Annotated in this window: 25 protein-coding genes; 10 read left to right on the top strand and 15 right to left on the bottom strand. The window is 68.8% G+C overall.

The annotated features are described in order from the left end of the window. Positions 1 to 47: 47 nt before the first annotated feature. Positions 48 to 812: an autoinducer binding domain-containing protein gene (locus tag ACFOMD_RS17945; protein ID WP_380864070.1), complete on the bottom strand. Its 765-nt coding sequence runs from the start codon at positions 810 to 812 to the stop codon at positions 48 to 50. A gap of 113 nt (positions 813 to 925) precedes the next feature. Between ACFOMD_RS17945 and ACFOMD_RS17940 the strand changes: the two genes are divergently transcribed. Genes ACFOMD_RS17940 through msrB form a run of 5 tightly spaced genes read left to right on the top strand, consistent with a single transcriptional unit; the run spans position 926 to position 5,291 of the window. Beyond that, the gene (locus tag ACFOMD_RS17940) at positions 926 to 2,296 is read left to right on the top strand and encodes an MFS transporter (RefSeq protein WP_380864068.1); all 1,371 of its coding nucleotides are present in this window, start codon (positions 926 to 928) and stop codon (positions 2,294 to 2,296) included. Positions 2,297 to 2,347: 51 nt separating this feature from the next. After that, the gene (locus tag ACFOMD_RS17935) at positions 2,348 to 3,691 is read left to right on the top strand and encodes an MATE family efflux transporter (protein ID WP_380864066.1); all 1,344 of its coding nucleotides are present in this window, start codon (positions 2,348 to 2,350) and stop codon (positions 3,689 to 3,691) included. A gap of 9 nt (positions 3,692 to 3,700) precedes the next feature. Continuing rightward, positions 3,701 to 4,336, top strand: coding sequence for a queuosine precursor transporter (locus tag ACFOMD_RS17930; protein ID WP_380864063.1), 636 nt, complete (start codon positions 3,701 to 3,703; stop codon positions 4,334 to 4,336). Next, entirely contained in the window at positions 4,333 to 4,881 is a 549-nt protein-coding gene (locus tag ACFOMD_RS17925; RefSeq protein WP_380864060.1) for a nucleotidyltransferase family protein, read from the top strand. Before ACFOMD_RS17930 ends, ACFOMD_RS17925 begins: the two co-directional genes overlap by 4 nt. A 14-nt stretch (positions 4,882 to 4,895) precedes the next feature. Further along, positions 4,896 to 5,291 carry a peptide-methionine (R)-S-oxide reductase MsrB gene (gene msrB / locus ACFOMD_RS17920; RefSeq protein WP_380864058.1) on the top strand — a complete coding sequence of 132 codons (396 nt, stop codon included), beginning with the start codon at positions 4,896 to 4,898 and terminating at the stop codon, positions 5,289 to 5,291. A gap of 85 nt (positions 5,292 to 5,376) precedes the next feature. Here the strand turns inward: msrB and ACFOMD_RS17915 are convergent, their stop codons facing one another. Beyond that, a complete protein-coding gene (locus ACFOMD_RS17915) occupies positions 5,377 to 6,021 on the bottom strand; it encodes an ankyrin repeat domain-containing protein (RefSeq protein ID WP_380864055.1) in 645 nt (214 codons plus the stop codon). A 61-nt stretch (positions 6,022 to 6,082) separates the two neighbouring features. Here ACFOMD_RS17915 and ACFOMD_RS17910 point away from each other — a divergent pair, with 61 nt between their 5' ends. Genes ACFOMD_RS17910 through ACFOMD_RS17900 form a run of 3 tightly spaced genes read left to right on the top strand, consistent with a single transcriptional unit; the run spans position 6,083 to position 7,895 of the window. Next, positions 6,083 to 6,712, top strand: coding sequence for an SCO family protein (locus ACFOMD_RS17910; protein ID WP_380864052.1), 630 nt, complete (start codon positions 6,083 to 6,085; stop codon positions 6,710 to 6,712). Then, positions 6,700 to 7,146: a YcgN family cysteine cluster protein gene (locus ACFOMD_RS17905; protein WP_380864049.1), complete on the top strand. Its 447-nt coding sequence runs from the start codon at positions 6,700 to 6,702 to the stop codon at positions 7,144 to 7,146. Before ACFOMD_RS17910 ends, ACFOMD_RS17905 begins: the two co-directional genes overlap by 13 nt. Further along, complete coding sequence (locus tag ACFOMD_RS17900) at positions 7,143 to 7,895, top strand: M48 family metallopeptidase (RefSeq protein ID WP_380864046.1); 753 nt, start codon at positions 7,143 to 7,145, stop codon at positions 7,893 to 7,895. Before ACFOMD_RS17905 ends, ACFOMD_RS17900 begins: the two co-directional genes overlap by 4 nt. Here the strand turns inward: ACFOMD_RS17900 and ACFOMD_RS17895 are convergent. After that, positions 7,872 to 9,974, bottom strand: a complete 2,103-nt coding sequence (locus ACFOMD_RS17895) for a transglycosylase domain-containing protein (protein ID WP_380864043.1) — start codon at positions 9,972 to 9,974, stop codon at positions 7,872 to 7,874. The two genes, ACFOMD_RS17900 and ACFOMD_RS17895, sit on opposite strands and share 24 nt — an antisense overlap. Positions 9,975 to 10,085: 111 nt before the next feature. Between ACFOMD_RS17895 and ACFOMD_RS17890 the strand changes: the two genes are divergently transcribed. Together ACFOMD_RS17890 and ACFOMD_RS17885 are read left to right on the top strand one after the other, a co-directional pair. Further along, entirely contained in the window at positions 10,086 to 11,372 is a 1,287-nt protein-coding gene (locus ACFOMD_RS17890) for an ActS/PrrB/RegB family redox-sensitive histidine kinase (RefSeq protein ID WP_380864041.1), read from the top strand. 2 nt (positions 11,373 to 11,374) lie between these two features. Next, positions 11,375 to 11,935: an ActR/PrrA/RegA family redox response regulator transcription factor gene (locus ACFOMD_RS17885; RefSeq protein ID WP_380864038.1), complete on the top strand. Its 561-nt coding sequence runs from the start codon at positions 11,375 to 11,377 to the stop codon at positions 11,933 to 11,935. Between the two features lie 109 nt (positions 11,936 to 12,044). Here the strand turns inward: ACFOMD_RS17885 and ACFOMD_RS17880 are convergent, their stop codons facing one another. From ACFOMD_RS17880 to ACFOMD_RS17825, 12 genes are all read right to left on the bottom strand, one after another. After that, positions 12,045 to 12,545, bottom strand: a complete 501-nt coding sequence (locus ACFOMD_RS17880; RefSeq protein WP_380864035.1) for an MmcB family DNA repair protein — start codon at positions 12,543 to 12,545, stop codon at positions 12,045 to 12,047. Between the two features lie 72 nt (positions 12,546 to 12,617). Continuing rightward, a complete protein-coding gene (locus ACFOMD_RS17875) occupies positions 12,618 to 13,295 on the bottom strand; it encodes a cell wall hydrolase (RefSeq protein ID WP_380864033.1) in 678 nt (225 codons plus the stop codon). Positions 13,296 to 13,454: 159 nt separating this feature from the next. Further along, complete coding sequence (locus ACFOMD_RS17870) at positions 13,455 to 13,790, bottom strand: DUF1491 family protein (RefSeq protein WP_380864030.1); 336 nt, start codon at positions 13,788 to 13,790, stop codon at positions 13,455 to 13,457. Positions 13,791 to 13,798: 8 nt separating this feature from the next. Beyond that, positions 13,799 to 14,245 (bottom strand): PaaI family thioesterase, encoded by a 447-nt coding sequence (locus ACFOMD_RS17865; RefSeq protein ID WP_380864027.1) that lies wholly within the window; start codon positions 14,243 to 14,245, stop codon positions 13,799 to 13,801. Further along, the gene (locus ACFOMD_RS17860; RefSeq protein WP_380864025.1) at positions 14,242 to 14,607 is read right to left on the bottom strand and encodes a PilZ domain-containing protein; all 366 of its coding nucleotides are present in this window, start codon (positions 14,605 to 14,607) and stop codon (positions 14,242 to 14,244) included. The genes ACFOMD_RS17865 and ACFOMD_RS17860 overlap by 4 nt, the downstream gene beginning before the upstream one ends. A gap of 34 nt (positions 14,608 to 14,641) precedes the next feature. Further along, positions 14,642 to 15,106 (bottom strand): PTS IIA-like nitrogen regulatory protein PtsN, encoded by a 465-nt coding sequence (gene ptsN / locus ACFOMD_RS17855; protein ID WP_380864023.1) that lies wholly within the window; start codon positions 15,104 to 15,106, stop codon positions 14,642 to 14,644. A 97-nt stretch (positions 15,107 to 15,203) separates the two neighbouring features. Next, on the bottom strand, positions 15,204 to 15,791 hold the full coding sequence (gene hpf / locus ACFOMD_RS17850; RefSeq protein ID WP_380864020.1) for a ribosome hibernation-promoting factor, HPF/YfiA family: 588 nt from the start codon (positions 15,789 to 15,791) through the stop codon (positions 15,204 to 15,206). A 92-nt stretch (positions 15,792 to 15,883) separates the two neighbouring features. Beyond that, positions 15,884 to 16,555, bottom strand: coding sequence for a DNA polymerase III subunit epsilon (dnaQ, locus tag ACFOMD_RS17845; protein WP_380864017.1), 672 nt, complete (start codon positions 16,553 to 16,555; stop codon positions 15,884 to 15,886). Further along, a complete protein-coding gene (coaE, locus tag ACFOMD_RS17840; RefSeq protein WP_380864014.1) occupies positions 16,548 to 17,156 on the bottom strand; it encodes a dephospho-CoA kinase in 609 nt (202 codons plus the stop codon). Before coaE ends, dnaQ begins: the two co-directional genes overlap by 8 nt. Next, positions 17,153 to 18,004, bottom strand: coding sequence for a shikimate dehydrogenase (aroE, locus tag ACFOMD_RS17835; RefSeq protein ID WP_380864012.1), 852 nt, complete (start codon positions 18,002 to 18,004; stop codon positions 17,153 to 17,155). Before aroE ends, coaE begins: the two co-directional genes overlap by 4 nt. Further along, on the bottom strand, positions 18,001 to 18,597 hold the full coding sequence (locus tag ACFOMD_RS17830) for a Maf family protein (protein WP_380864009.1): 597 nt from the start codon (positions 18,595 to 18,597) through the stop codon (positions 18,001 to 18,003). Before ACFOMD_RS17830 ends, aroE begins: the two co-directional genes overlap by 4 nt. Beyond that, the gene (locus tag ACFOMD_RS17825; RefSeq protein WP_380864007.1) at positions 18,594 to 19,421 is read right to left on the bottom strand and encodes a pyruvate, water dikinase regulatory protein; all 828 of its coding nucleotides are present in this window, start codon (positions 19,419 to 19,421) and stop codon (positions 18,594 to 18,596) included. The genes ACFOMD_RS17830 and ACFOMD_RS17825 overlap by 4 nt, the downstream gene beginning before the upstream one ends. Between the last annotated feature and the right edge of the window lie 77 nt (positions 19,422 to 19,498).

Genomic DNA, 19,498 nt, shown 5'->3' with positions numbered 1-19,498 from the left:
GCTGACTGACGGGGGGAGAGGCTGGCAGGCGCCGGCGCACCCGTCGATTACGCGGCCGGTAAGTATCCCGTCGCCGTCAGCCGCTCGACCATCTGCTGGCCGACGAGCTGCAGGCCCAGCCGCTGAACGTCGGGCTGTTCGGCATCGCGCCGGCCCATCATCGAAACGATGCGAACACTGCCGTCGCCGCCGCGCAGGGGGAGCACGAAGCCGCTGTCGATCCCTTCCGCCGCGGCCTCCCGGAACATGCGGCTCGCGCGCCCGGTCAGCTTCTGCGGCTCGACGGCATCCTCCCAGAAGAAGCCGCCGCGCTGCGTGCAGGCCGCCGGCAGCAGCGGGTCGCGCGCGGCATATTCCTGCGCGCGGTAGCGTTGCAGCCAGCCGCGCGGGAAGCCGCCGGGGTCGACCGCGTCGAAGCCGCGCCAGCCCATCGTGCCGAAGAAGAAATGTGGCATGCCCAATGCGGCCAGCGCCGGCTTCGCCGCCTCGACCATCGCCTCGGGATTGCGCGCGCCCTGCACCGCGAGCGCGGCAGCGAAGGCCTGGTCGGCAAGGCTCGGCTGCCGCGCCAGCCCCGCGGCGACGCGCAGTGCGTCATGGTCGCCGGCCTCGAGTTCCAGCGCCGCCGCCAGCCGGTCGACAATCGGCGCGCTGGCCCGCGCCCGGCCGGTCTCGACGAAGCACAGGTGCCGGCCCGACAGATCGGCGCGCATCGCCAGCTCGAGCTGGCTCAGCCGCCGCGCCAACCGCCAGCCGCGCAGCAGCTCGCCGAAGGCCGAAGTGCCGCCGCGTCGTTCGCCGAGGCGTGCCATGAGGAATCTCCTTGAGGGAGAGTGTAGCGCACCCCGCGCCCGACCCTAGTCAAAATCGACCTTCCGCATTTCCCTGCCCCCGCTAGGCTGGCCGAAAAATGGGGAGGGGCGCGATGGCGAACGGCAATCGGCTTCCGGCCGGTGCGGTGGCGTGGGCGTTGTTCGAAGGGGTGCGTGTCCCCTACGTCGTGCTCGTCACCATCTATGTGTTCATGCCCTATTTCGCGACGGTGGTGATCGGCGACCCCGTCGAAGGCCAGGCCGCCGTCGCGCAGTACGGCAAGATCGGCGGCTGGATCGTCGCGCTGACCGCCCCGTTCCTCGGCGCCGCCGTCGACCGGATGGGGCCGCGCAAGCCCTGGCTGGGCGCGATCACCACCTTGATGGTGGCACTCGCCGGGCTGCTGTGGTGGACCCTGCCCGACGGCGCGGGCCTGTCGATCCCGCAGGTCGTCACCATCGCTGCCGCGCTGACCATCCTCTATGCCTATGGCGAGATGCTGCATAATTCGCTGCTGCCGCGCGCAGCACCCGGGCAGGAGCATCTCGCCTCGGGCCTCGGCCTCGCGCTCGGCAATGCCGTGTCGATGACGATGCTGGTCTTCGTGCTCTGGGCCTTCGTGCTGCCGGGCAAGGTCGCCTGGCCGATCATCCCGCCGGCACCGCTGTTCGGCCTCGACGCAGCGGCCCATGAGCCCGACCGCATCGTCGCGCCGCTCGTCGCGCTGGTGCTGGCGATCGGCTGCCTGCCGCTGTTCTTCCTCACCCCCGACGCGCCGCGCACCGGTCTGGGCCCGGTCAAGGCGTTCGCCGCCGGCGCGGGCGACCTGAAACGGCTGTTCACCGACGCGCGCCGCCACCGCAACGCGCTGACCTTCCTCGTCGCGCGCATGCTCTATGCCGACGGCAAGCTGGCGATCCTGCTGTTCGGCGGCATCTTCGCGGCGGGCGTGATGCGCTGGGGCACGCTGGAGCTGCTCGCCTACGGCATCATCCTGTCGATCGTCGCGGTGATCGGCGGCTTCGTCGGCGCCTGGTTCGACGGCAAATTGGGGCCGAAGCGCGCCATCCAGATCGAGCTGGTGCTGGTCATCTTCTCGCAGCTCGCCGTGCTCGGCGGCGGGCGCGAGCGCATCCTCTACCAGCCGGCGGCGCCGGAGGTGCTGTGGGACGCGCCGATGTTCCGCACGGTCCCCGAACTCGCCTTTCTCGGCGTAGCGCTCGCCGGCGCAATCGGCCTCACCGCCGCCTATTCGTCGAGCCGCACCCTGCTGGTGAAGCTGGTGCCCGAAAAGGAGAGCGGCGTGTTCTTCGGCCTCTATGCGCTGTCGGGCAACGCCACCTACTGGCTGGCGCCGCTGCTGGTCGAGATCTTCACCCGCGCCTACGGCACCCAGCAGGCGGGCTTCTATCCCGTCATCGGCCTGTTGCTGATCGGCCTCGCCCTGCTGTCCTTCGTGAAGCCGCCCGCCGCGCGCGATTGAATTCGGACGCCGTTTCGACGAGTTTCCGCGCCTTTTTGGGGCAGAATCGTCATGCACGGCACGCAGACACGCACGGAAGGAGGCCTCGGCGAGCTGTTGCGGCTTGCCGGCCCGACCGTGCTCGCGCGGCTCGGCATCATGATGATGGGCCTGACCGACGCGATCGTCGTCGGCCATCACTCCGCGCGCGAGCTCGGCTACCACGCGCTCGGCTGGGCGATGACGGTGGCGGTGCTGACCACCGCGATCGGGCTGCTGGTCGGCGTGCAGGTGATGGGCGCGCGCTATGTCGGCGAGGGGCGGCCGCAGGCGGCGGGCATGGTGCTGCGGCGCGGCCTCAACTACGGCCTGCTGCTAAGCGTGATCTCGTCATTGGGCCTCTACCTGCTCGGGCCGCTGGTGATGGAGCTGACCGGCCTCGACGCCGATCTGGTGCGCGGCGCCACCGCGACGCTGCACATCTTCACGCTGTCGCTGGCGCCCTACATCTTCTGCTGCGTGCTGAGCTTCTGGCTCGAAGGCCTCGGCAAGCCGATCCCGGGCATGGTGGCGATGTGGGCGGCGAACGCGGTCAACCTCGCGCTCAACCTGTGGCTGGTGCCGGGCGATTCCGGCCTGCCGGTCGAGGGCGCCGTGGCCTCCGCCTGGGCGACCTTCGGCGCGCGGGTCATGCTGCTGGCGGCGCTCGCCGTCTACATCTGGCGCTGGTCGGGCTCGCGCGCGCACGGCGTGTTCGAGCGCGGCGAGGATGACGGGCGCGGCGCCGAGCAGCGCCAGGTCGGCTACGGCGCCGGCGCCTCCTATTTCGCCGAGACCGCGGCGTTTTCGGGCATGAGCTTCGTCGCCGGGCTGCTCGGCTCGCTCGAGGTTGCGGCCTGGGCGGTGGTGCTCAACGTCGCGGCGATCATCTTCATGGGACCGCTCGGCCTGTCGTCGGCGACCGCGGTGCTGGTCGGCCGCGCCTATGGCGCACGCGACCGCGAGGGCGTGCTGCGCGGCGGCGTCCTCGGCTTCTGGGTGACCATCGTGCTCACCACCATCGTCTGCCTCGTCGTCTGGCTCGGCGCCGACCTGATCGCGCGCGCCTACTCGACCGACCCGGCGCTGCTCCGCCTGATCGCGCCCGCGCTCGTCCTGTCCTGCCTGTTCTTCATCGCCGACGGGCTGCAGGTGGTGGCGGCGAACGCGCTGCGGGCGCGCGGCGATATCCTGTTGCCCGTCGGCCTCCACGTCTTCTGCTACGGCGCGGTGATGCTGCCGCTCGGCTGGTATCTGGCGCACCCCGCCGGCCTCGGGCTCGACGGCATCGTCTGGTCGGTGGTGGTCGCGAGCCTGTTGTCGGGCGGGTTGCTGGTCGGCCGCTTCCTGCTTCTCGCGCGGCATCCGCTCGGCTAGCGTTCGACGATGCAGCTTTCGCGATCGCTCTTCGTCTATTCGGTCCTTTACGGCGGCATGGTCTGCATCGCCGGGGTGCTCGGCAACAAGCAGGTCGCGCTCGGCGCCGGTCTCGCGGTCGAGGCGGGCATCTTCGCCTTCCTGATGCTGGTCATCCTGTCGAGCGCGGTCGCCGAGCTGCACGGCCGCGCCACCGCCGACCGGCTGGTGCGCTTCGGCTTCATCCCGCTGATCGTGTCGATGCTGCTCATCCTCGTCGTGCTGGCGGCGCCGAGCGCGCATGACATGGACCCGGCGCGCTTGGCTGCCTTCCAGATGGTGCTGGGGCAGAGCCCGCGGCTGATGCTCGCCGGCATCATCGCCTATGGCATCTCGCAGACGCTCAACGTCGCGATCTTCAGCCGGCTGCGCGCCGCGACGGGGCGCTTCCTGTGGCTGCGCGCCGCCGTCGCCAGCGCGCTGTCGCAGATCGTCGACACCCTGCTGTTCATCACCGTCGCCTTCTGGGGCGTGTTCCCGATCGGCTCGCTGCTGGTCGGGCAGGCGCTGGCGAAGGTGGTACTGTCGGCGGTTCTGGTGCCGCCGCTGATCTACGGCGCCGTGTGGCTCGGCCGCCGGATGGACGCGAAGGCCGCCACCGAATGAGTGCGGCGCGGCTGACGGAGATCGTCGCCGGCACCCCGATCCTGATGGACATGCTGCGCGCCGTCGAAACCGTCGGCCTGCCCGACGCGTGGATCGCCGCCGGCACCATCCGCAGCGCGGTGTGGGATACGCTGCACGGCCGCCCGGTCGCCACCGACTGGGCCGATATCGACGTGCTGTTCTTCGACAAGGTCGACGTGTCGCGCGAACGCGAAGCCGCTGCCGAGGCGAAGCTCGCCGCACTGATGCCCGGCCTGCCCTGGGAGGTGCGCAATCAGTCGCGCATGCACCTGAAGACCGGCCTGCCGCCCTATGCCGACACCGAGGACGGCCTGCGCCATTTCGCCGAGACGCCGACCGCGGTTGGCGTTCGGCTGCGCGATGCCCATATCGAGATCATCGCCCCGCACGGCCTCGACGATCTGTTCGCGATGGTCAGTCGGCCGGTGTTCACCGACGATCATATGATGGGCTTCTACCGCCAGCGCATGACGTCGAAACACTGGCCGGCACGTTGGCCGCAGGTGCGCGTTCTGGGGCTGTGAAGGAAGGAGCTTCGATGTCGAAGATCGACAAGACCGACGCCGAGTGGCGCGAAGAGCTGACCCCGATGCAATATCATGTGCTGCGCGAGCATGGCACCGAGCGGGCCTTCACCGGCGAGCTGATCGATGAGAAAGGCGACGGCACCTTCGTGTGCGGCGGCTGCGGCCAGCCCTTGTTCGCCAGCGGTACCAAATATGATTCAGGCAGCGGCTGGCCGAGCTTTACCGCGCCATTGGACGGCGACGCCGTCAGCGAACACAGCGACAGCAAGTTCGGCATGACCCGCACCGAAGTGCGCTGCGCCCGCTGCGAAGGCCACCTCGGCCACGTCTTCCCCGACGGCCCGCGCGAGGCCGGCGGCCTGCGCTACTGCGTCAACTCGGCGTCGCTGGGTTTCGAGAAGGAATAGCCCCCTATCCGTCATACCGGCGAAAGCCGGTATGACGGTCGGGTGTGGGAGGGGCGAAGCGGAAGCATCGCCACCGCCGATCTCGCTAATCCAGCGTCGGTCCCGGCGCGACGGTGGCCTTGTCCGCCGCCGGCTTCTTCTCGTCATTGTCCTTGAGCAGCTTCTGGATCATGCCGGCGCGGCGGTCCTGATCGGCATATTCGCGCGCCGACAGGCCGGTGATGCTGTCGCCCTTGTCGGGGTTGGCGCCCGCCGCCAGCAGCGCGCGGACGCTGTTGGTGTCGCGCTTCTGCACCGCCTTGATCAGCGCGGTTTCGCCCTGGTTGTTGGCGAGGTTGGGGTTGGCCTTGCGCGCCAGCAGCAGCTGCACGCCGTCGGTGAAGCCCAGTTCGGCGGCGGCGATCAACGGGGTGACGCCGTCGCGGCCCTTGGTGTCGACGGCGGCGCCGCGGTTCATCAGCAGGCTCATCCAGCCGCTGTCCCGGCGGCGGGTGACGATCAGCAGCGCGGTTTCGCCGCTGTCGTAGTCGCGCTGGTTGACCAGCGTCGATCCCGGCTGGGTCATCAGCGCCTGCGCGCCCGGGCCGTCCTTGTCGCGCACCGCCTTGAAGAAGCGATAGGCGTCCGACCCGAAGCCGCTGCCCGGCTTCTTGTCCTGCGCCATCACCGGCAAGGGTGCGGCCAATGCGCCCAACATTACCGCCGTCACCAAGGCACGCAGCTTCGACATCAAATACCCCCGAGGCTCATCTGCTGGATTTATCCAGCGTCTAGCATAGATAGGGGCAGCCATGAACAGCCCCGCGCCTTCCCGCCGCATCCCCTTCGCGCTCCTCGCCGGCGTGCTGCTCATCCTGTGCGCCGCGGCCGGGGCGCTGCTGTATCGCGCGCAAAGCGGCGGATCGGGTGAAACGCCGCCGCTGGCCGGCGCCGATATCGGCGGCCCCTTCGCGCTGGTCGACGGCGACGGCGCCGCGGTGACCGAGAAGAGCTATCCCGGCCAGTGGAAGCTGATCTACTTCGGCTACACCTTCTGCCCCGACATCTGCCCGACCGACATGCAGCAGCTCGCGCAAGGCCTGCGCCAGTTCGAGAAGGCGGACGCCACGCGCGCCGCGAAGGTGCAGCCGCTGTTCGTCACCATCGATCCCGCGCGCGATACCGGCCCGGTCGTGAAGACCTTCACCGCCGCCTTCCACCCGCGCTTTATCGGCCTGACCGGTACGCAGCCGCAGATCGACGCCGCGCTGAAAACCTTCCGCGTCTATGCGTCGAAGGGCGCCGGCACCGCCGATGCCTATCTGATGGACCATTCGGCCATCGCCTACATCTTCGATCCGGCAGGCAAGCCGATCAGCTTCCTGCCGCAAGGCTCCTCCCCCGAGGCGGTCGCCGCCGAGCTGGCCAAATGGGTGCGGTGACCCGCCCCTTCTGGCGCGAGAAGACGCTGCGGCAGATGGACCGCGCCGAGTGGGAAAGCCTCTGCGACGGCTGCGGCAAATGCTGCGTCCACAAGCTGGAGGACGAGGACACCGGCGAGCTGATGGCGACCAACGTCGCCTGCCGCCTGCTCGACCGCCGCACCGGCCGCTGCAAGGATTATCGCAACCGTCGCGCCTATGTGCCCGAATGCGTGCGGCTGACGCCCGAGAAGGTGCTCGACCTCGACTGGCTGCCGTCGACCTGCGCCTATCTGCTGCTCGCCGAGGGCAAGGATCTGCCCGACTGGCATCCGCTCATCACCGGCGACCCCGAAAGCGTCCATGCCGCCGGCCAGTCGGTGCGCGGCTGGACGGTGTCGGAGGACGAGGTCGGCGACGATCTCGAGAATTTCGTCATCGACCGGCGGCTGTGACGCCGGCGCTCCTCCGCCTGTTCGCGCCGAAGGCGCCGCCCGCGCCGCCGCCCGATCTGGCGATCGAGATCGACGGCCGCCGCATCCCGGTCGAGGTGAAGACGCGCGCCAACGCGCGTCGCGTTACGCTCCGTGCCGATAGCACCAAGGGTGTCATCCGCCTGTCCTTGCCGCCCCGCGCCTCGCTGCGCCGCGCGCTCGCCATGCTGGAGACCCACCGCGACTGGCTGGCGGCGCGGGTCGCGAGCTGGCCACGCAGTGCGGGGTTTGAGCCGGGCGGGACACTGATGGTTGAGGGCGAGACGCTGACCATCGACTGGGCGCCGACGCGGTCGCGCACCGTGTCGATCGACGGCGACGCCCTGCGCGTCGGCGGCCCGGCGGAATCGCTGTCGGGGCGGATCGAGCGCTTCCTCAAGACCCGCGCCAAGGCGGTGCTAACCGAAGAGACGCGCGAACATGCGGCGAAACTCGGCAAGCCCGTCGCGGCGGTCACCGTCCGCGATACCGCCTCGCGCTGGGGCAGCTGCTCGGCGACTGCGCGCATCGCCTACAGCTGGCGGCTGATCCTCGCGCCGCCCACCGTGCGCCGCTACGTCGTCGCGCATGAAGTCGCGCATCTGGCGCACATGGACCACAGCCCCGCCTTCTGGCGGACCACGGCGTCGCTCTACGACGGCGACATGGAGGCGGCGCGGCGCTGGCTGAAGCGCCACGGCGCGACGCTACATTGGGTCGGACGGGGGTGACCCGCCGCCGCTGCCCTTCGGCTGCGGCTCGGCCAAAATCTGGTCGAGGAAATCGCCGTCGAGGCGCGGCTGCGCCGGCGGCTGCCCCTGCGGACGCGGCTGCGACGGCCCCAGATTGGGTGTGTCGGCGTCGGTGACCACCGACGGATCGCCGATCGGCACCCCATTCTCGTCGACCGGCGGCTCGCTGCCCGGCGGGTAGATGCCGTAAACCTCGGCATCGGGCTCGCCGAAACCGTCCTCGGGCAACTCGACATCGGTCTGCAGCGCCTGCGAGGGCATGCCCTTCGTTGCGACGCGCATGAAATCCGCCCAGGCCGCGGTCGGCGCACGGCCGCCGGCAAGACCGCCGACCACCTTGTTGTCGTCGCGGCCCATCCACACGCCCGCAGCGATGTCGCCGGTGAAGCCCAGGAACCAGCCGTCGCGGTTGGAACTGGTGGTGCCGGTCTTGCCCGCCACCTCGCGGCCGATCGCGGCGCGCCGCCCCGTCCCGCTGTCGACAACCGCCTTGAGGAGATCGGTCATCTTCGCCGCCACCCAGGGCGCGACCAGCATGCGCGGCTCTTCGGCCTCGTGCGTATAGAGCGTCCGGCCGCGCGACGTCGTCACCTTGGTGATCGCATAGGGCCGCGCTTCGACACCGCCGCGCGCGACGCTGGCGTAGGCCGAGGTCATTTCGAGCAGGTTCACGTCGGAGGTGCCGAGCGCCATTGCCGGCTGGCGGTCGATCTTCGTGGTGATGCCAAAGCGCCGCGCCATGTCGGCGACGGTGTCGTAGCCGACGCGCTGCGCGAGCTGCACCGCGATGGTGTTGACCGACGACGCGAAGGCCTGCCGCACCGTCATCTCGCCGCGATAGGTGCGGTCGTTGTTGCGCGGGCTCCAGTTGCCGAAGCTCACCGGCTCGTCGATCATCACGTCGTCGGGTTCGACGCCGTCCTCCAGCGCCGCGAGGTAGACGAACAGCTTGAACGCCGATCCGCCCGGTCGCCGCGACGAGGTCGCGCGGTTGTAGATCGAGCTGACATAATCCTTGCCGCCGACCATCGCGCGCACCGCGCCATCGGTCGACATGGCGACGAGCGCACCCTGCGCGCCGGCCGGCGTATGCGCGACGATGCCGCGATCGGCCGCCTGCTGCATCCCCGACATCAGGGTGGTGGTAACGACCAGCGGCTCGATCGTCTCGTCGGTCAGGCTCTCAAGCTCCGACAGCACCCAGTCGGTGAAGTAGCGGACGTTGTTCTGCTTGGGCTGCGGCGCGAAGCGCAGCGCGTCGATGTCGGCCGCCGCGGCTTCCGAGCGGGTGATGCGGCCCGCGTCGGCCATCACCGCGATGACGATCTTGGCGCGGCCTTTGGCTTTTTCCGGGTCGGACGAGGGCGCATAGCGCGACGGCGCCTTAACCAGCCCGGCGATCACGGCCGCCTCTTCGAGGCTCAGCTGGTTGGCGCCGTGGCCGTAGAATTTGCGCGCCGCGGCGTCGATGCCATAGGCGCCGCCGCCGAAATAGACGCGGTTCAGATAGAGCTCGAGGATCTCGCGCTTGGTGAAGCGCTGCTCGAGCGCCAGCGCGAGGATCGCCTCGCGAATCTTGCGCGTGTAGTTCTGCGCCGCGGTCAGGAAGATGTTGCGCGCCAGCTGCTGGGTGATCGTCGAGCCGCCCTGCGCCGAGCCGCCGCGCTGGATGTTCACCACCAGCGCGCGCGCCGTGCCGATCGGGTCGACGCCGGGGTGGTGGTAGAAGCGCCGGTCCTCGACCGCGATCATCGCGTCGACCATCACCTGCGGGATTTCATCGTAGGCGAGCCATTCGCCATAGGACGGCCCCACCGACACCAGCACCGCGCCGTCAGCCGAGCGCACCTGCACCATCTGGCCGTTGGGCGAGCGCATCAGCTCGCGATAGCCGGGCAGCGACGCCATCGAGATGGCGACCGCCACCGCGAGCAGCAGTGTCATGAGGAGGCCGACGCCGATGCCGATCTTCAGCACCGTCAGCGCGGCGCGCGCGACGGGGCCGCGCGCCGATTTCGGCGCGGACGGGCGAGGGCGACGGGGAGAATTGGATGCCATGCGTTCCAAGGGCGGGCTCTAGGCTCCAATCAAGGCGACGGCAAGGCTTAGGCGCATGCGGCTGAACGCCCCGTGAAGCCTTCGCCGCCCGGCATGCGTATAAGAGGGGCGATGGATCGGTCCCGACGCTTCGCTTTCCTGCGCCTCGGCGTGCCCGACGTGCGCGTGCGCACGCTCGTCGCGCTGCGCTGGCTCGGCATCGCGGGACAGCTCGCGACATTGGGCGTCGTCGGCGGACTGCTCGGCTTTCCGCTGCCGTGGGGGCCGGCGCTGGCGGCGATCGGGGCCTCGGCGATCCTCAACGCCGGCCTGCTGACGCTCTACCCGCGCAGTGCGCGTCTCGCCGGGCGCGAGGCGCTGCTCCACCTCGCCTTCGACCTCGTCCAGCTGGGCGTGCTGGTGTTCCTGACCGGCGGCCTCGCCAACCCCTTCTCGCTGCTGCTGCTGGTGCCGGTGACCGTCGCGGCGACGCTGTTGTCGGCGCGCGCGACGATTTCGGTGGTGCTGCTCGCCGTCGTCATCCTGATCGCGCAATGGCAATGGGCGCTGCCGCTGCCGTGGGACGGCCCCGATTTCGAGCTTCCGCAAGCCTATCGGCTCGGCATCCTTACCGCCGAGATTCTCGGCATCGGCTTTCTCGCCACCTATGCCTGGCGTATCTCACACGAGGGGCGCAGCCAAGCGCTGGCGCTCGCCGCGACGCAGGCGGCGCTCGAGCGCGAGACCAAGATGTCGGCGCTGGGCTCGCTCGCCGCCGCCGCCGCGCATGAGCTGGGCGGACCTTTGGGCACCATCACCCTCGTCGCGCGCGACCTCGCCGAGGCGATCGGCGACGATCCCGAGTTCGGCGACGATATCCGCCTCCTGAACCAGGAAACCAAGCGCAGCCGCGACATCCTCGTCGACCTCGCCCGCCGCGCCGAAGGCGAGGACCCGTTCCCGAGCGTCGCGCTCGCCGTGCTGTTGCGCGAGGTGGCGCAGCCCTATGAGGCGCAGCGGCCGATCGAGATCGCCACCTCGCCCGAGGCCGCCGCCATCGAAGTGCGCCGCTCGCCCGAACTGCTGCACGGCCTCGCCAATTTCGTATCGAACGCCGCGCGCCACGCCGTCAGCCAGGTTCGCCTCTGTGCCGACATCGTCGGGGACGAGCTGCGCGTGCGCGTCGAGGACGACGGGCGCGGTTTTCCGCCGGCGCTGCTGCCCGAACTGGGCGAGCCGTTCCTCGGGCCGTCGCGCTCCGGATCGGGCGGCACCGGGCTTGGAATCTTCATCGCGACGACGCTTCTGGAACGTACCGGGGGCCTCATCGCTTTCTCCAATGCGCCCGAAGGTGGCGCGAGGGTCGAAATTCGTTGGGTTCGTACCCATATCGAATCGAACGACGATCAAGGACGATGATCATGGCCACCGCTCCCGCCGGCGACACGCCGGCCACTGCCCAGGCGCCGCTGCTGCTGGTCGATGACGATCAAGCCTTCCGCCAACGCCTCGCCACCACGCTCGAACGACGCGGCTTCGTCGTCGTCGCCGCCAGCGGCATCGCCGAGGCGCGGCGTCTCGCGGCGCAGGCGAAGCCCGGCTTCGCGGTGGTCGACATGCGGCTGGAAGACGGCAACGGCCTCGACCTCGTCGCCGATCTGCGCGCGCTGCGGCCCGACGTGAAGATCGTCATCCTCACCGGTTACGGCAATCTTGCCACCGCGGTCGCCGCGGTGAAGACCGGCGCGGTCGACTATCTGGCGAAACCCGCTGACCCCGACGACATCATCAAGGCGCTGACCGTCGGCGCCGGCGAGCGCCCCGAGCCGCCCGCCGAGCCGATGTCGGCCGACCGGGTGCGGTGGGAGCATATCCAGCGCGTCTACGAGCTGTGCGACCGCAACGTGTCGGAGACCGCGCGGCGGTTGAAGATGCACCGCCGGACGTTGCAGCGGATACTGGCCAAGCGCTCGCCGCGTTAGGGCACCTTACCCCCTCAACCCGTCATACCGGCGAAAGCCGGTATCCAGACCGGCCGTCGACTGGATTCCGGCTTTCACCGGAATGACGGCCGTAGATATCGCGCCAGCCTCAGCTAATCTCCGACATCGCCGCCTGCAGATTGGGATCGACAATCCCCAACAGCCGCTGCGCCGCCCGCCGCGCGAAGCGCAGCGTTTCCGCCTTCCGCCGGGCCGCATTCAGCGGCGTCTCGATCGCCGCGCGGAGAACTGCGGCGTCGAAGCGGTCGGCGACGATCAGCCCGGCGCGTTCGGGCAGGAAATAATCCTCCTCGAACACGTCGATCGCGAAGCTGTCGGGCACCGCCCAGAAATAGCGGTCGCAATAGTCGAGATAATCGGTCCACTTCAGGTCGCCGCGCAGATCGGCCATCGACACCTTGATCTCGACGAGCGTGATGCGCCCACGATCGTCAATGCCGATAACGTCGCCGCGCCGCCCGTTGCCGAGCGGCACCTCGCATTGCGAGGCGAAACCCTGCCGATAGAGCAGCCGGCAGACACCGCGGGCAACATCGACAGCGGTGGGCGCGCGGAGATCGTCGGGAATCAGGTCGGCAAGCGTCGCCATGCCGGGAAGATTAGCGGAACGAGAGGGGAACGTCAGCCCGCTTTCGTCGCGCCGCAACCGCGGCACGTCGCCTTAGCGGAAGCGGTAGAAGACGTGGTTGCCGACCGAGGAGATGCGCTGAAGCTTGTGCCAGCCCGGACGGACGCGCGTCGCGTGGAAGTGCGTCGCGTCGGGGGCGATCTCGCGCCAGTCGTCGGCGGCGGCGATCATGGCGATCGCCTGCGCGGTCTTCCACATCTCGCTGTTCGACGGGCTGTCCGGGCGACCGTCCCAGGTGAAGGAGAACTGACCGCGCTGGTAGATGACGCCGCACAGCGACTTGGCGAACTTGCCTGAATCGCGGCGGTTGATGATCACCTGCGCGACGGCCAGCTGGCCCTCGAGCGGCTCACCCTTCGATTCGAAGTAAACCGCGGTGGCGAGGCAGCGCATTTCCTCGTCGAGCTCGACGCTCGGCAGGTCGGCGATCTTGTCGACGAGTTCGCCGAGCGAGCGGACTTCCGGCTTGGCGGCGTCCGACGCGATGATCGAATCATCGTCCGGAATCGACGCGTCGAGGCGCGGGCCCGAGGGCGGCGTGTAGGCAGCCAGCTGGAACTTTGCGCCCGTATCCGGCGTTGGTGCGGCGTAGATTGAGGAATCGACCGTTTGCGTCGCGGCCTCGTCGGCGATCATCTGCGGAAACTTGCCTGCTGCCAGAAGCGCAAGGCTCGCCGCGGTGATCAGTGCGACGCGAACAGGAAAATTCATCAACTCAACCCGCGGTGCAGCGGCCAGTCATCACGTGCGCTCGCAGGAGCGTTAAACTGCGCGTGAACCCCTGAACCCGCCGTCTGGTCTTGGCCCCCGCTAACCCTGCCTGGGAGGCTCGACCCCTTATTGATGGGGTTCCATCGCTTCGGCGCGTTCCTAAATCAACTCATCGTCGACGAACCGTTCCGGATTGGCGGTGTCCAGTTCGATGATCCACAGGTCGGGATCATATTTTTTCTGGCGGTCGAGATAGTCGTCGACAGGTCGTTCATCACCCGCTTCGGCGGCGGCGGCGATGGTCCATGAATAGTCGCCCGATGAATTCATTGTCCGGCTATAGACTTGAATCACACCGTTTCTTTGCCGTGCCAACAACAATAGCTGACCCGCTGTTTCGTCACCCTTCTTGATGACGGTGGCGAAGTCGCCCGCTGCTTGCGCGGCGCGGATCAGCGCGCTCACCCGCAGCTTGGTCGGCAGGCGGGCGCTCAACTCGCCGCTCAGCCGCCGATGACCGCAGCGTAGGCGGGCAGGCTGTTCAGCTCGATGCGCGACCGCATGAAGGTGCCCGTGCCGCGCCCGACCTCCTCGCCCTCCGCATCGATCAGCCGGCTTTCGGCGATCAGCACGCGGCGCGTGCCGCTGACCCAGCGGCCCTCGGCGATCAGCCGGCCCTCATGCACCGGCCGCGTCAGCAGCAGGTTGAAGGCGGTGGTCAGCACGAACATGTCCTCGACGAGGCTGTTCGCCGCATAGAAGGCTGCGTCGTCGAGCATCTTGAAATAGACGGTGCCGTGCGCCGCCCCCGCGCCGTGGAACAGCTCAGGGGTGATGTCGAACTCGATGCGGCTCAGCCCCTCGCCGGTGATGGCGAGCTGCGAGTTGAACTTGTGGTTGATCGGCGCCGCCGCATACAGCGCCTCGAGCGCGCGATGATGCGCGGTCATCGCGAACCGTGCAGCGTCGCGACGCCGTCATCGGCCGGCAGTTCCGTGGGATCGTCGATCAGGCCGAGGCGCACCGCTGCGTCGCCGAAGCGCTTCAAGGTCGCCGCGGCGCCCTCCGGAAACACCACACCCATCATCCGCCCCTCGTTCCAGGCGACGACGGCGGGGAAGCGGCCGAAGCGCGGCAGCTCGGCATGGACGGGGGTGCCCGGCGCCAGCGGCACGTCAATCTGCACCTGAAGGCCGCCCGCCGAGATATTGCGGACGCGGCACGGGAAATGCTGGCGGTTGTAGACGATGGCGCCGGCCAGCAGCACGGTGCGGCGGCGGCCTTCGCGGGTTTCGTGTCCGGTCTCGTCCATTCGCCGCCCCTTCGGCGCTGCGGGTGATTCGCGCTTACGCCGCCCGACTATGCGCGCCGTTCGCTAACATAGCATAAAGCGCGTCGGCCGAGGTCGAGCCGCGCAGCTTCGCGGTGATCGCGCGGTCGCGGAAGGTGCGGCTGACGCAGGCGAGCGCCTTCAGATGGTCGGCGCCGGCGCCCTGTGGTGCCAGCAGCAGGAACACCAGGTCGACCGGCTGGCGATCGAGCGCGTCGAAATCGACGGGCGTGCCGAGGCGCGCGAACAGGCCGAACACCGTGTCGAGGCCTTCGATCTTGCCATGCGGAATGGCGACGCCGCCGCCGAAGCCGGTCGAGCCCAGCCGTTCGCGCTCGGCGATCGTCTCGTGAATGCGCCGCTCGTCGACGCCGGTCAGCGCGGCGGCGCGCTGGGCGAGTTGCTGCAGCAGCGCCTTCTTCGAAGTGACGCGAAGATCGGCGACGACCGCAGCCGGCGCCAGGAAATCCTGAAGATCCATCGGTAATGCTTTTTTACTGTCCAAACCCGGACGCGGCCCGCCCCATAGGCGCAACCGCGTCGCGGGTCCAGCCTTGCCCAATATGGGCGAAGAAGGATCAGGCCTTGGGCTCGACCCAGCCGATGTTCCCGTCCTCGCGGCGGTAGACCATGTTGTGGCGACCGGTCTTGCTGTTTTTGAAGAACAGCGCGGTGGTGTTGCGCAGGTCGAGCATCATCACGGCGTCGGAGACGCTGGCCTCGGGCACGTCGACCTTGGTCTCGGCGATGGTCATCGGCGCGTCGGCCGGTTCTTCCTCGACCGCGGGCGCGCTGAACACCGTGTAGCCAGCGTCGAAGTCGAAATCGTCGCCGCCGCGCGCGCCGTTGCCGCGCTCCGGCCCGGCGGCGTGGCGGTCCTTCAAGCGGCGCGAATAGCGGCGCAGCTGGCGCTCGATCTTGCCGGCGGCCTGGTCGAACGCGAGTCGCGCCTCGCCGCCGCGGCCGGAACCCTTCAGCATCAAGCCGTTAAGCGGAATGAGAATGTCGCAGACGAAGCCATGATCGTGCGGGCCGGGCTCAAGCGTGACGTTGGCGGAGACGGCTCGGGCGAACAGCTTGTCGGTCATATCCTGGACGCGCGTGGTGGCGAGCTCCTTGAAAGCGCTGCCAATTTCGACCTTGTGGCCCGAAACGCGAATGTCCATCGCTGACCTCCTGCTGTTGATGCCTGGTGCGAACGCCCAGGGGACGCCCGCATCCTACATCCAACTTGGGGGGAGGCGAACTTGTTGCAACCCTACGGTAACAACCAGACAGGTTCTTTCAGCTTTGCGATGAATGCGACGTGGCGCTCCAGCTCGGCGGGCGACGCAGCGAACACGCGCGGCTCGCGGAACTGGCGGGTGATCGAGACGGTGGCCGCGACCACCACGTCCTCGACCAGATCGAAGCCGATCTGACGGCCGCCGGTCAGCTCGACATAAACCTGCGACAGCAGTTGCGCGTCGAGCAGCGCGCCGTGGTGAACGCGCATCGAGCGGTCGATGTCGTAGCGCTGGCAGAGCGCGTCGAGCGAATGCTTCGATCCCGGGAATTTGGTGCGGGCGATGGCGAGCGTGTCGGTGGCCCGCTCGATGAAGATCGGCGGCTTGCCGGCGCGCTTCAGCTCGGCGTTGATGAAGCCCATGTCGAACATGGCGTTGTGCGCGACCAGCGGCGCGTCGCCGATGAAGGCGAGAAAATCGCCGACGATCTCGGCAAAGCGCGGCTTGTCGGCGAGGAACGTTGCGGACAGGCCGTGGATGGCCTCCGCCTCGGCCGGCATCGCGCGGTCGGGATTGATGTAGACATGGTAGGTGCGGCCGGTCTCGATGCGGTTGACCAGCTCGACGCAGCCGATCTCGACGAGGCGGTGGCCGTCGCCCGGCGACAGGCCGGTGGTCTCGGTATCGAAGATGATCTCACGCATCGCGGCACTTATCCACGCCGTGGAGTCGCAGGCAATCGACGATGCGATGAACGGCGGCGCGGGTGTCCGCGATCGACACGCCGGTATCGATGACGAAATCGGCGCGGGCGCGCTTGTCGGCGTCGGGCAGCTGCTGCGCGAGGATCGCCTCGAACTTCTCGACCGTCATCCCCGGCCGCGCCAGCACCCGCGCGCGCTGAACCTCCGCCGGCGCCGACACCACCATCGTCGCGTGCACGCCCTTTGACCCGCCCTTTTCGAACAGCAGCGGAATATCGAGCGCGACGATCGGCTCGGCGGCGTTCCCCGCCATGAAGGCTTCCTGCACCGCCCGGACGCGGGGGTGCATGATCGCTTCGAGCTTCGCCAGCGCCTCGGTGTTGCCGAATACCGCCTGCCCCAGCTTCAACCGGTCGAGGCCGTCGAGGCCGGTGGTGCCGGGAAACGCTTCCTCGATCGCTGGCAGCGCCGCACCGCCCGCCGCCTGCATCGCGCGGACCTCGGCATCGGCGTCGAACACCGGCACCCCCGCCTCACGCAGCATTGCCGCGACGGTCGATTTGCCCATGCCGATCGATCCGGTGAGGCCGAGCAGGATCATCGCGTCAGCAGCTCGCGCAGCTCGGCGTCATGGTCGCGCGGCGGGGCGGCACCGTAGAATTTCTCGAACGCCACCGCCGCCTGGCCGATCAGCATCGCAAGGCCGTCGATCGTCGCATGCCCCCGTGTGCGGGCTTCGGCGAGCAGCGGCGTTTCCAGCGGCGCATAGACGATATCGTAGACGACCGCGCCGGGCGGCACATGGCTGAAGTCGAGACCCAATTCGGGCTGCCCCTTCATGCCGAGCGACGTCGTGTTGACGACAAGGTCGAGCACACCGCTGCGGTCGGTCCATTCGAAATCGCTGGGCTGGCGGAAGCTGTCGAGCGTCGCGACGAGGCTGTCGTCGGGCTCATAGCCACCCCGCAGCGCCTTCGCCTTTTCGATGTCGCGGCCGATGATGACGGTGATGAAGCCCTCGCCGTGCAACGCATGCGCTACCGCCAACGCCGCGCCGCCGGTGCCGATGATCCGCGCCATGCGCATCAGCCAATTCTGGTTGAGCAGCGGCCGCAGCGGCTCGAGGAAGCCGGCGGCGTCGCTGTTATAGCCAACGAGCATCCCCGCCTCGACCGCCACCGTGTTCACCGCGCCAATGCGCTCGGCCAGTGGGTCGATGCGGTCGAGATGCGCGATCACCGCCTGCTTGTGCGGGACGGTGACGTTGACCCCGCGCAGGCCCAGCGCGGGCAGGGCGCGGATCGCGTCGCCGAGCTTCTCGGGTTCGACAGGAAAGCGGCCATAGTCGCCGTCCATCCCCAGCTTTTCGAGCCAAAAGCGATGGATCAGCGGCGATTTCGAATGGGCGACCGGCCAGCCGAAAATGCCGGCGGAGGGGGGCAGGCTCATGTCGTCAGCTCCCCGCGGGTGCGCAGATAGTCAAGCACCGCCAGCAGCGGCAGCCCGAGGATGGTGAAATGGTCGCCGCGGATCCGCGAGAAGAGCTGCGCGCCCATGGCCTCCAGCCGGTAGCTGCCGACACAGCCGAGGATCGCGTCGCCCTCGGCGTCGAGATAGGCCTCCAGCCACGCCTCGCTGAACTGCCGCACCTGCAAGGTCGCGGTGTCGGCGACCCGCCACACCGCCTGGCCGTTCTCGGCGATCACCGCCGCCGAGATCAGCCGATGTTCGATGCCGCGCAGCGATCGGAGCTGCGCCGCCGCGCCCTCGCGGCCCACCGGCTTGTCGAGCATCGTGCCGTCGGGCAGCGCCAGCACCTGATCGGCGCCGAGCACCAGCGCGCCGGGGAGCTTCCTCGATAGCTTCACCGCCTTCGCTTCGGCGAGCGCGTCGGCAATCGCGCGCGGACTGGCGCCCTCCGCGGTCAGCGCCGTCTTCACCTCATCCTCGTCGACATGCGGCGCCAGCGCCTCATGCGCGACGCCGGCGGCGGTCAGCATCACGCGGCGCGCGGCGCTGGTCGAGGCGAGCACCAGGGTCATGCCGCGGTGGCACCTTCCTCGGCGCGCTTCTGGTGGAGGTTGATGATCGCCGCCGCCGCTTCCTCGATCGAGCGGCGGGTGACATCGATCACCGGCCAGTCGTTGTCGGCGAAGATGCGCCGCGCGAAGGCGGTTTCCTTCGCCACCACGTCGGGGTCGACATAGTCGGTCTCGGGCAGGGTGCCGAGCGTCAGCAGCCGGTTGCGGCGGATGGCGATCAGGCGATCGGGCGAGGTGGTGAGTCCGACGACCAGCGGCCGCTTCAGCTCGAACAGGATCGGCGGCGGCGGGCTTTCGGGGACCAGCGGTATGTTCGCCACCTTATAGCCGCGGTTGGCAAGATAGATCGACGTCGGCGTCTTCGAGGAGCGCGAGACGCCGGCGATGACGATGTCGGCTTCCTCCCACTCATCCGCGCCCTGGCCGTCGTCATGCGCGATGGTGAAGTGGATGGCATCGACCCGGGCAAAGTAGGCCGCGTCCATCGTATGCTGCCGCCCGACCTTCTGCGTCGCCTCGCGGCCCAGCACCTTCGAGAAACCCTCGATCACCGGGTCGAGCGCCGACACCGCCGGCAGTCCCATCGCCCGGCAGCAGAATTCGAGCCGCGCGCGCACCCCGGCGTTGACCAGCGTGTAGAGGACGACGCCCGGCCGCTGGCCGATCTCCTCCATCACCCGGTTGAGATGGCCTTCGGTGCGCACCATCGGCCAGAAATGCTTGATCGGCTCGACGTCCTCGAATTGCGCGAGGCCGGCCTTGGCAATCGCTTCCAAGGTCTCGCCGGTCGAATCCGACACGAGATGAAGGTGCAGGCGGGTCATGTGGATAAGCCTCTGTGCAAGGCTTAGGAGGAGCGCCCCCATGGAGCAAGCCACCCGTTGCCCAGGATTCGGCGGAC

It is taken from the genome of Sphingoaurantiacus capsulatus (assembly GCF_042648405.1).
GTDB classification, from domain to species: Bacteria; Pseudomonadota; Alphaproteobacteria; order Sphingomonadales; family Sphingomonadaceae; genus Sphingoaurantiacus; species Sphingoaurantiacus capsulatus.
The sequence above is the reverse complement of the archived record's forward strand: the minus strand, read 5'-3'. Positions and strand labels throughout refer to the sequence as shown.

What these genes read in the sequence shown, in the direction of transcription:
- ACFOMD_RS17825 (WP_380864007.1), bottom strand. Translation starts at nt 19,421, where the DNA reads ATGACCCGCCTGCACCTTCATCTCGTGTCGGATTCGACCGGCGAGACC.
- ACFOMD_RS17895 (WP_380864043.1), bottom strand. Translation starts at nt 9,974, where the DNA reads ATGGCATCCAATTCTCCCCGTCGCCCTCGCCCGTCCGCGCCGAAATCG.
- ACFOMD_RS17925 (WP_380864060.1), top strand. Translation starts at nt 4,333, where the DNA reads ATGAGTGCGGCGCGGCTGACGGAGATCGTCGCCGGCACCCCGATCCTG.
- ACFOMD_RS17885 (WP_380864038.1), top strand. Translation starts at nt 11,375, where the DNA reads ATGGCCACCGCTCCCGCCGGCGACACGCCGGCCACTGCCCAGGCGCCG.
- ACFOMD_RS17940 (WP_380864068.1), top strand. Translation starts at nt 926, where the DNA reads ATGGCGAACGGCAATCGGCTTCCGGCCGGTGCGGTGGCGTGGGCGTTG.
- ACFOMD_RS17945 (WP_380864070.1), bottom strand. Translation starts at nt 812, where the DNA reads ATGGCACGCCTCGGCGAACGACGCGGCGGCACTTCGGCCTTCGGCGAG.
- ACFOMD_RS17830 (WP_380864009.1), bottom strand. Translation starts at nt 18,597, where the DNA reads ATGACCCTGGTGCTCGCCTCGACCAGCGCCGCGCGCCGCGTGATGCTG.
- msrB (WP_380864058.1), top strand. Translation starts at nt 4,896, where the DNA reads ATGTCGAAGATCGACAAGACCGACGCCGAGTGGCGCGAAGAGCTGACC.
- ACFOMD_RS17930 (WP_380864063.1), top strand. Translation starts at nt 3,701, where the DNA reads ATGCAGCTTTCGCGATCGCTCTTCGTCTATTCGGTCCTTTACGGCGGC.
- hpf (WP_380864020.1), bottom strand. Translation starts at nt 15,791, where the DNA reads ATGGACATTCGCGTTTCGGGCCACAAGGTCGAAATTGGCAGCGCTTTC.
- ACFOMD_RS17905 (WP_380864049.1), top strand. Translation starts at nt 6,700, where the DNA reads ATGGGTGCGGTGACCCGCCCCTTCTGGCGCGAGAAGACGCTGCGGCAG.
- ACFOMD_RS17890 (WP_380864041.1), top strand. Translation starts at nt 10,086, where the DNA reads ATGGATCGGTCCCGACGCTTCGCTTTCCTGCGCCTCGGCGTGCCCGAC.
- aroE (WP_380864012.1), bottom strand. Translation starts at nt 18,004, where the DNA reads ATGAGCCTGCCCCCCTCCGCCGGCATTTTCGGCTGGCCGGTCGCCCAT.
- ACFOMD_RS17860 (WP_380864025.1), bottom strand. Translation starts at nt 14,607, where the DNA reads ATGGACGAGACCGGACACGAAACCCGCGAAGGCCGCCGCCGCACCGTG.
- ACFOMD_RS17865 (WP_380864027.1), bottom strand. Translation starts at nt 14,245, where the DNA reads ATGACCGCGCATCATCGCGCGCTCGAGGCGCTGTATGCGGCGGCGCCG.
- ACFOMD_RS17880 (WP_380864035.1), bottom strand. Translation starts at nt 12,545, where the DNA reads ATGGCGACGCTTGCCGACCTGATTCCCGACGATCTCCGCGCGCCCACC.
- ACFOMD_RS17875 (WP_380864033.1), bottom strand. Translation starts at nt 13,295, where the DNA reads ATGAATTTTCCTGTTCGCGTCGCACTGATCACCGCGGCGAGCCTTGCG.
- ACFOMD_RS17935 (WP_380864066.1), top strand. Translation starts at nt 2,348, where the DNA reads ATGCACGGCACGCAGACACGCACGGAAGGAGGCCTCGGCGAGCTGTTG.
- ptsN (WP_380864023.1), bottom strand. Translation starts at nt 15,106, where the DNA reads ATGGATCTTCAGGATTTCCTGGCGCCGGCTGCGGTCGTCGCCGATCTT.
- ACFOMD_RS17910 (WP_380864052.1), top strand. Translation starts at nt 6,083, where the DNA reads ATGAACAGCCCCGCGCCTTCCCGCCGCATCCCCTTCGCGCTCCTCGCC.
- ACFOMD_RS17915 (WP_380864055.1), bottom strand. Translation starts at nt 6,021, where the DNA reads ATGTCGAAGCTGCGTGCCTTGGTGACGGCGGTAATGTTGGGCGCATTG.
- dnaQ (WP_380864017.1), bottom strand. Translation starts at nt 16,555, where the DNA reads ATGCGTGAGATCATCTTCGATACCGAGACCACCGGCCTGTCGCCGGGC.
- coaE (WP_380864014.1), bottom strand. Translation starts at nt 17,156, where the DNA reads ATGATCCTGCTCGGCCTCACCGGATCGATCGGCATGGGCAAATCGACC.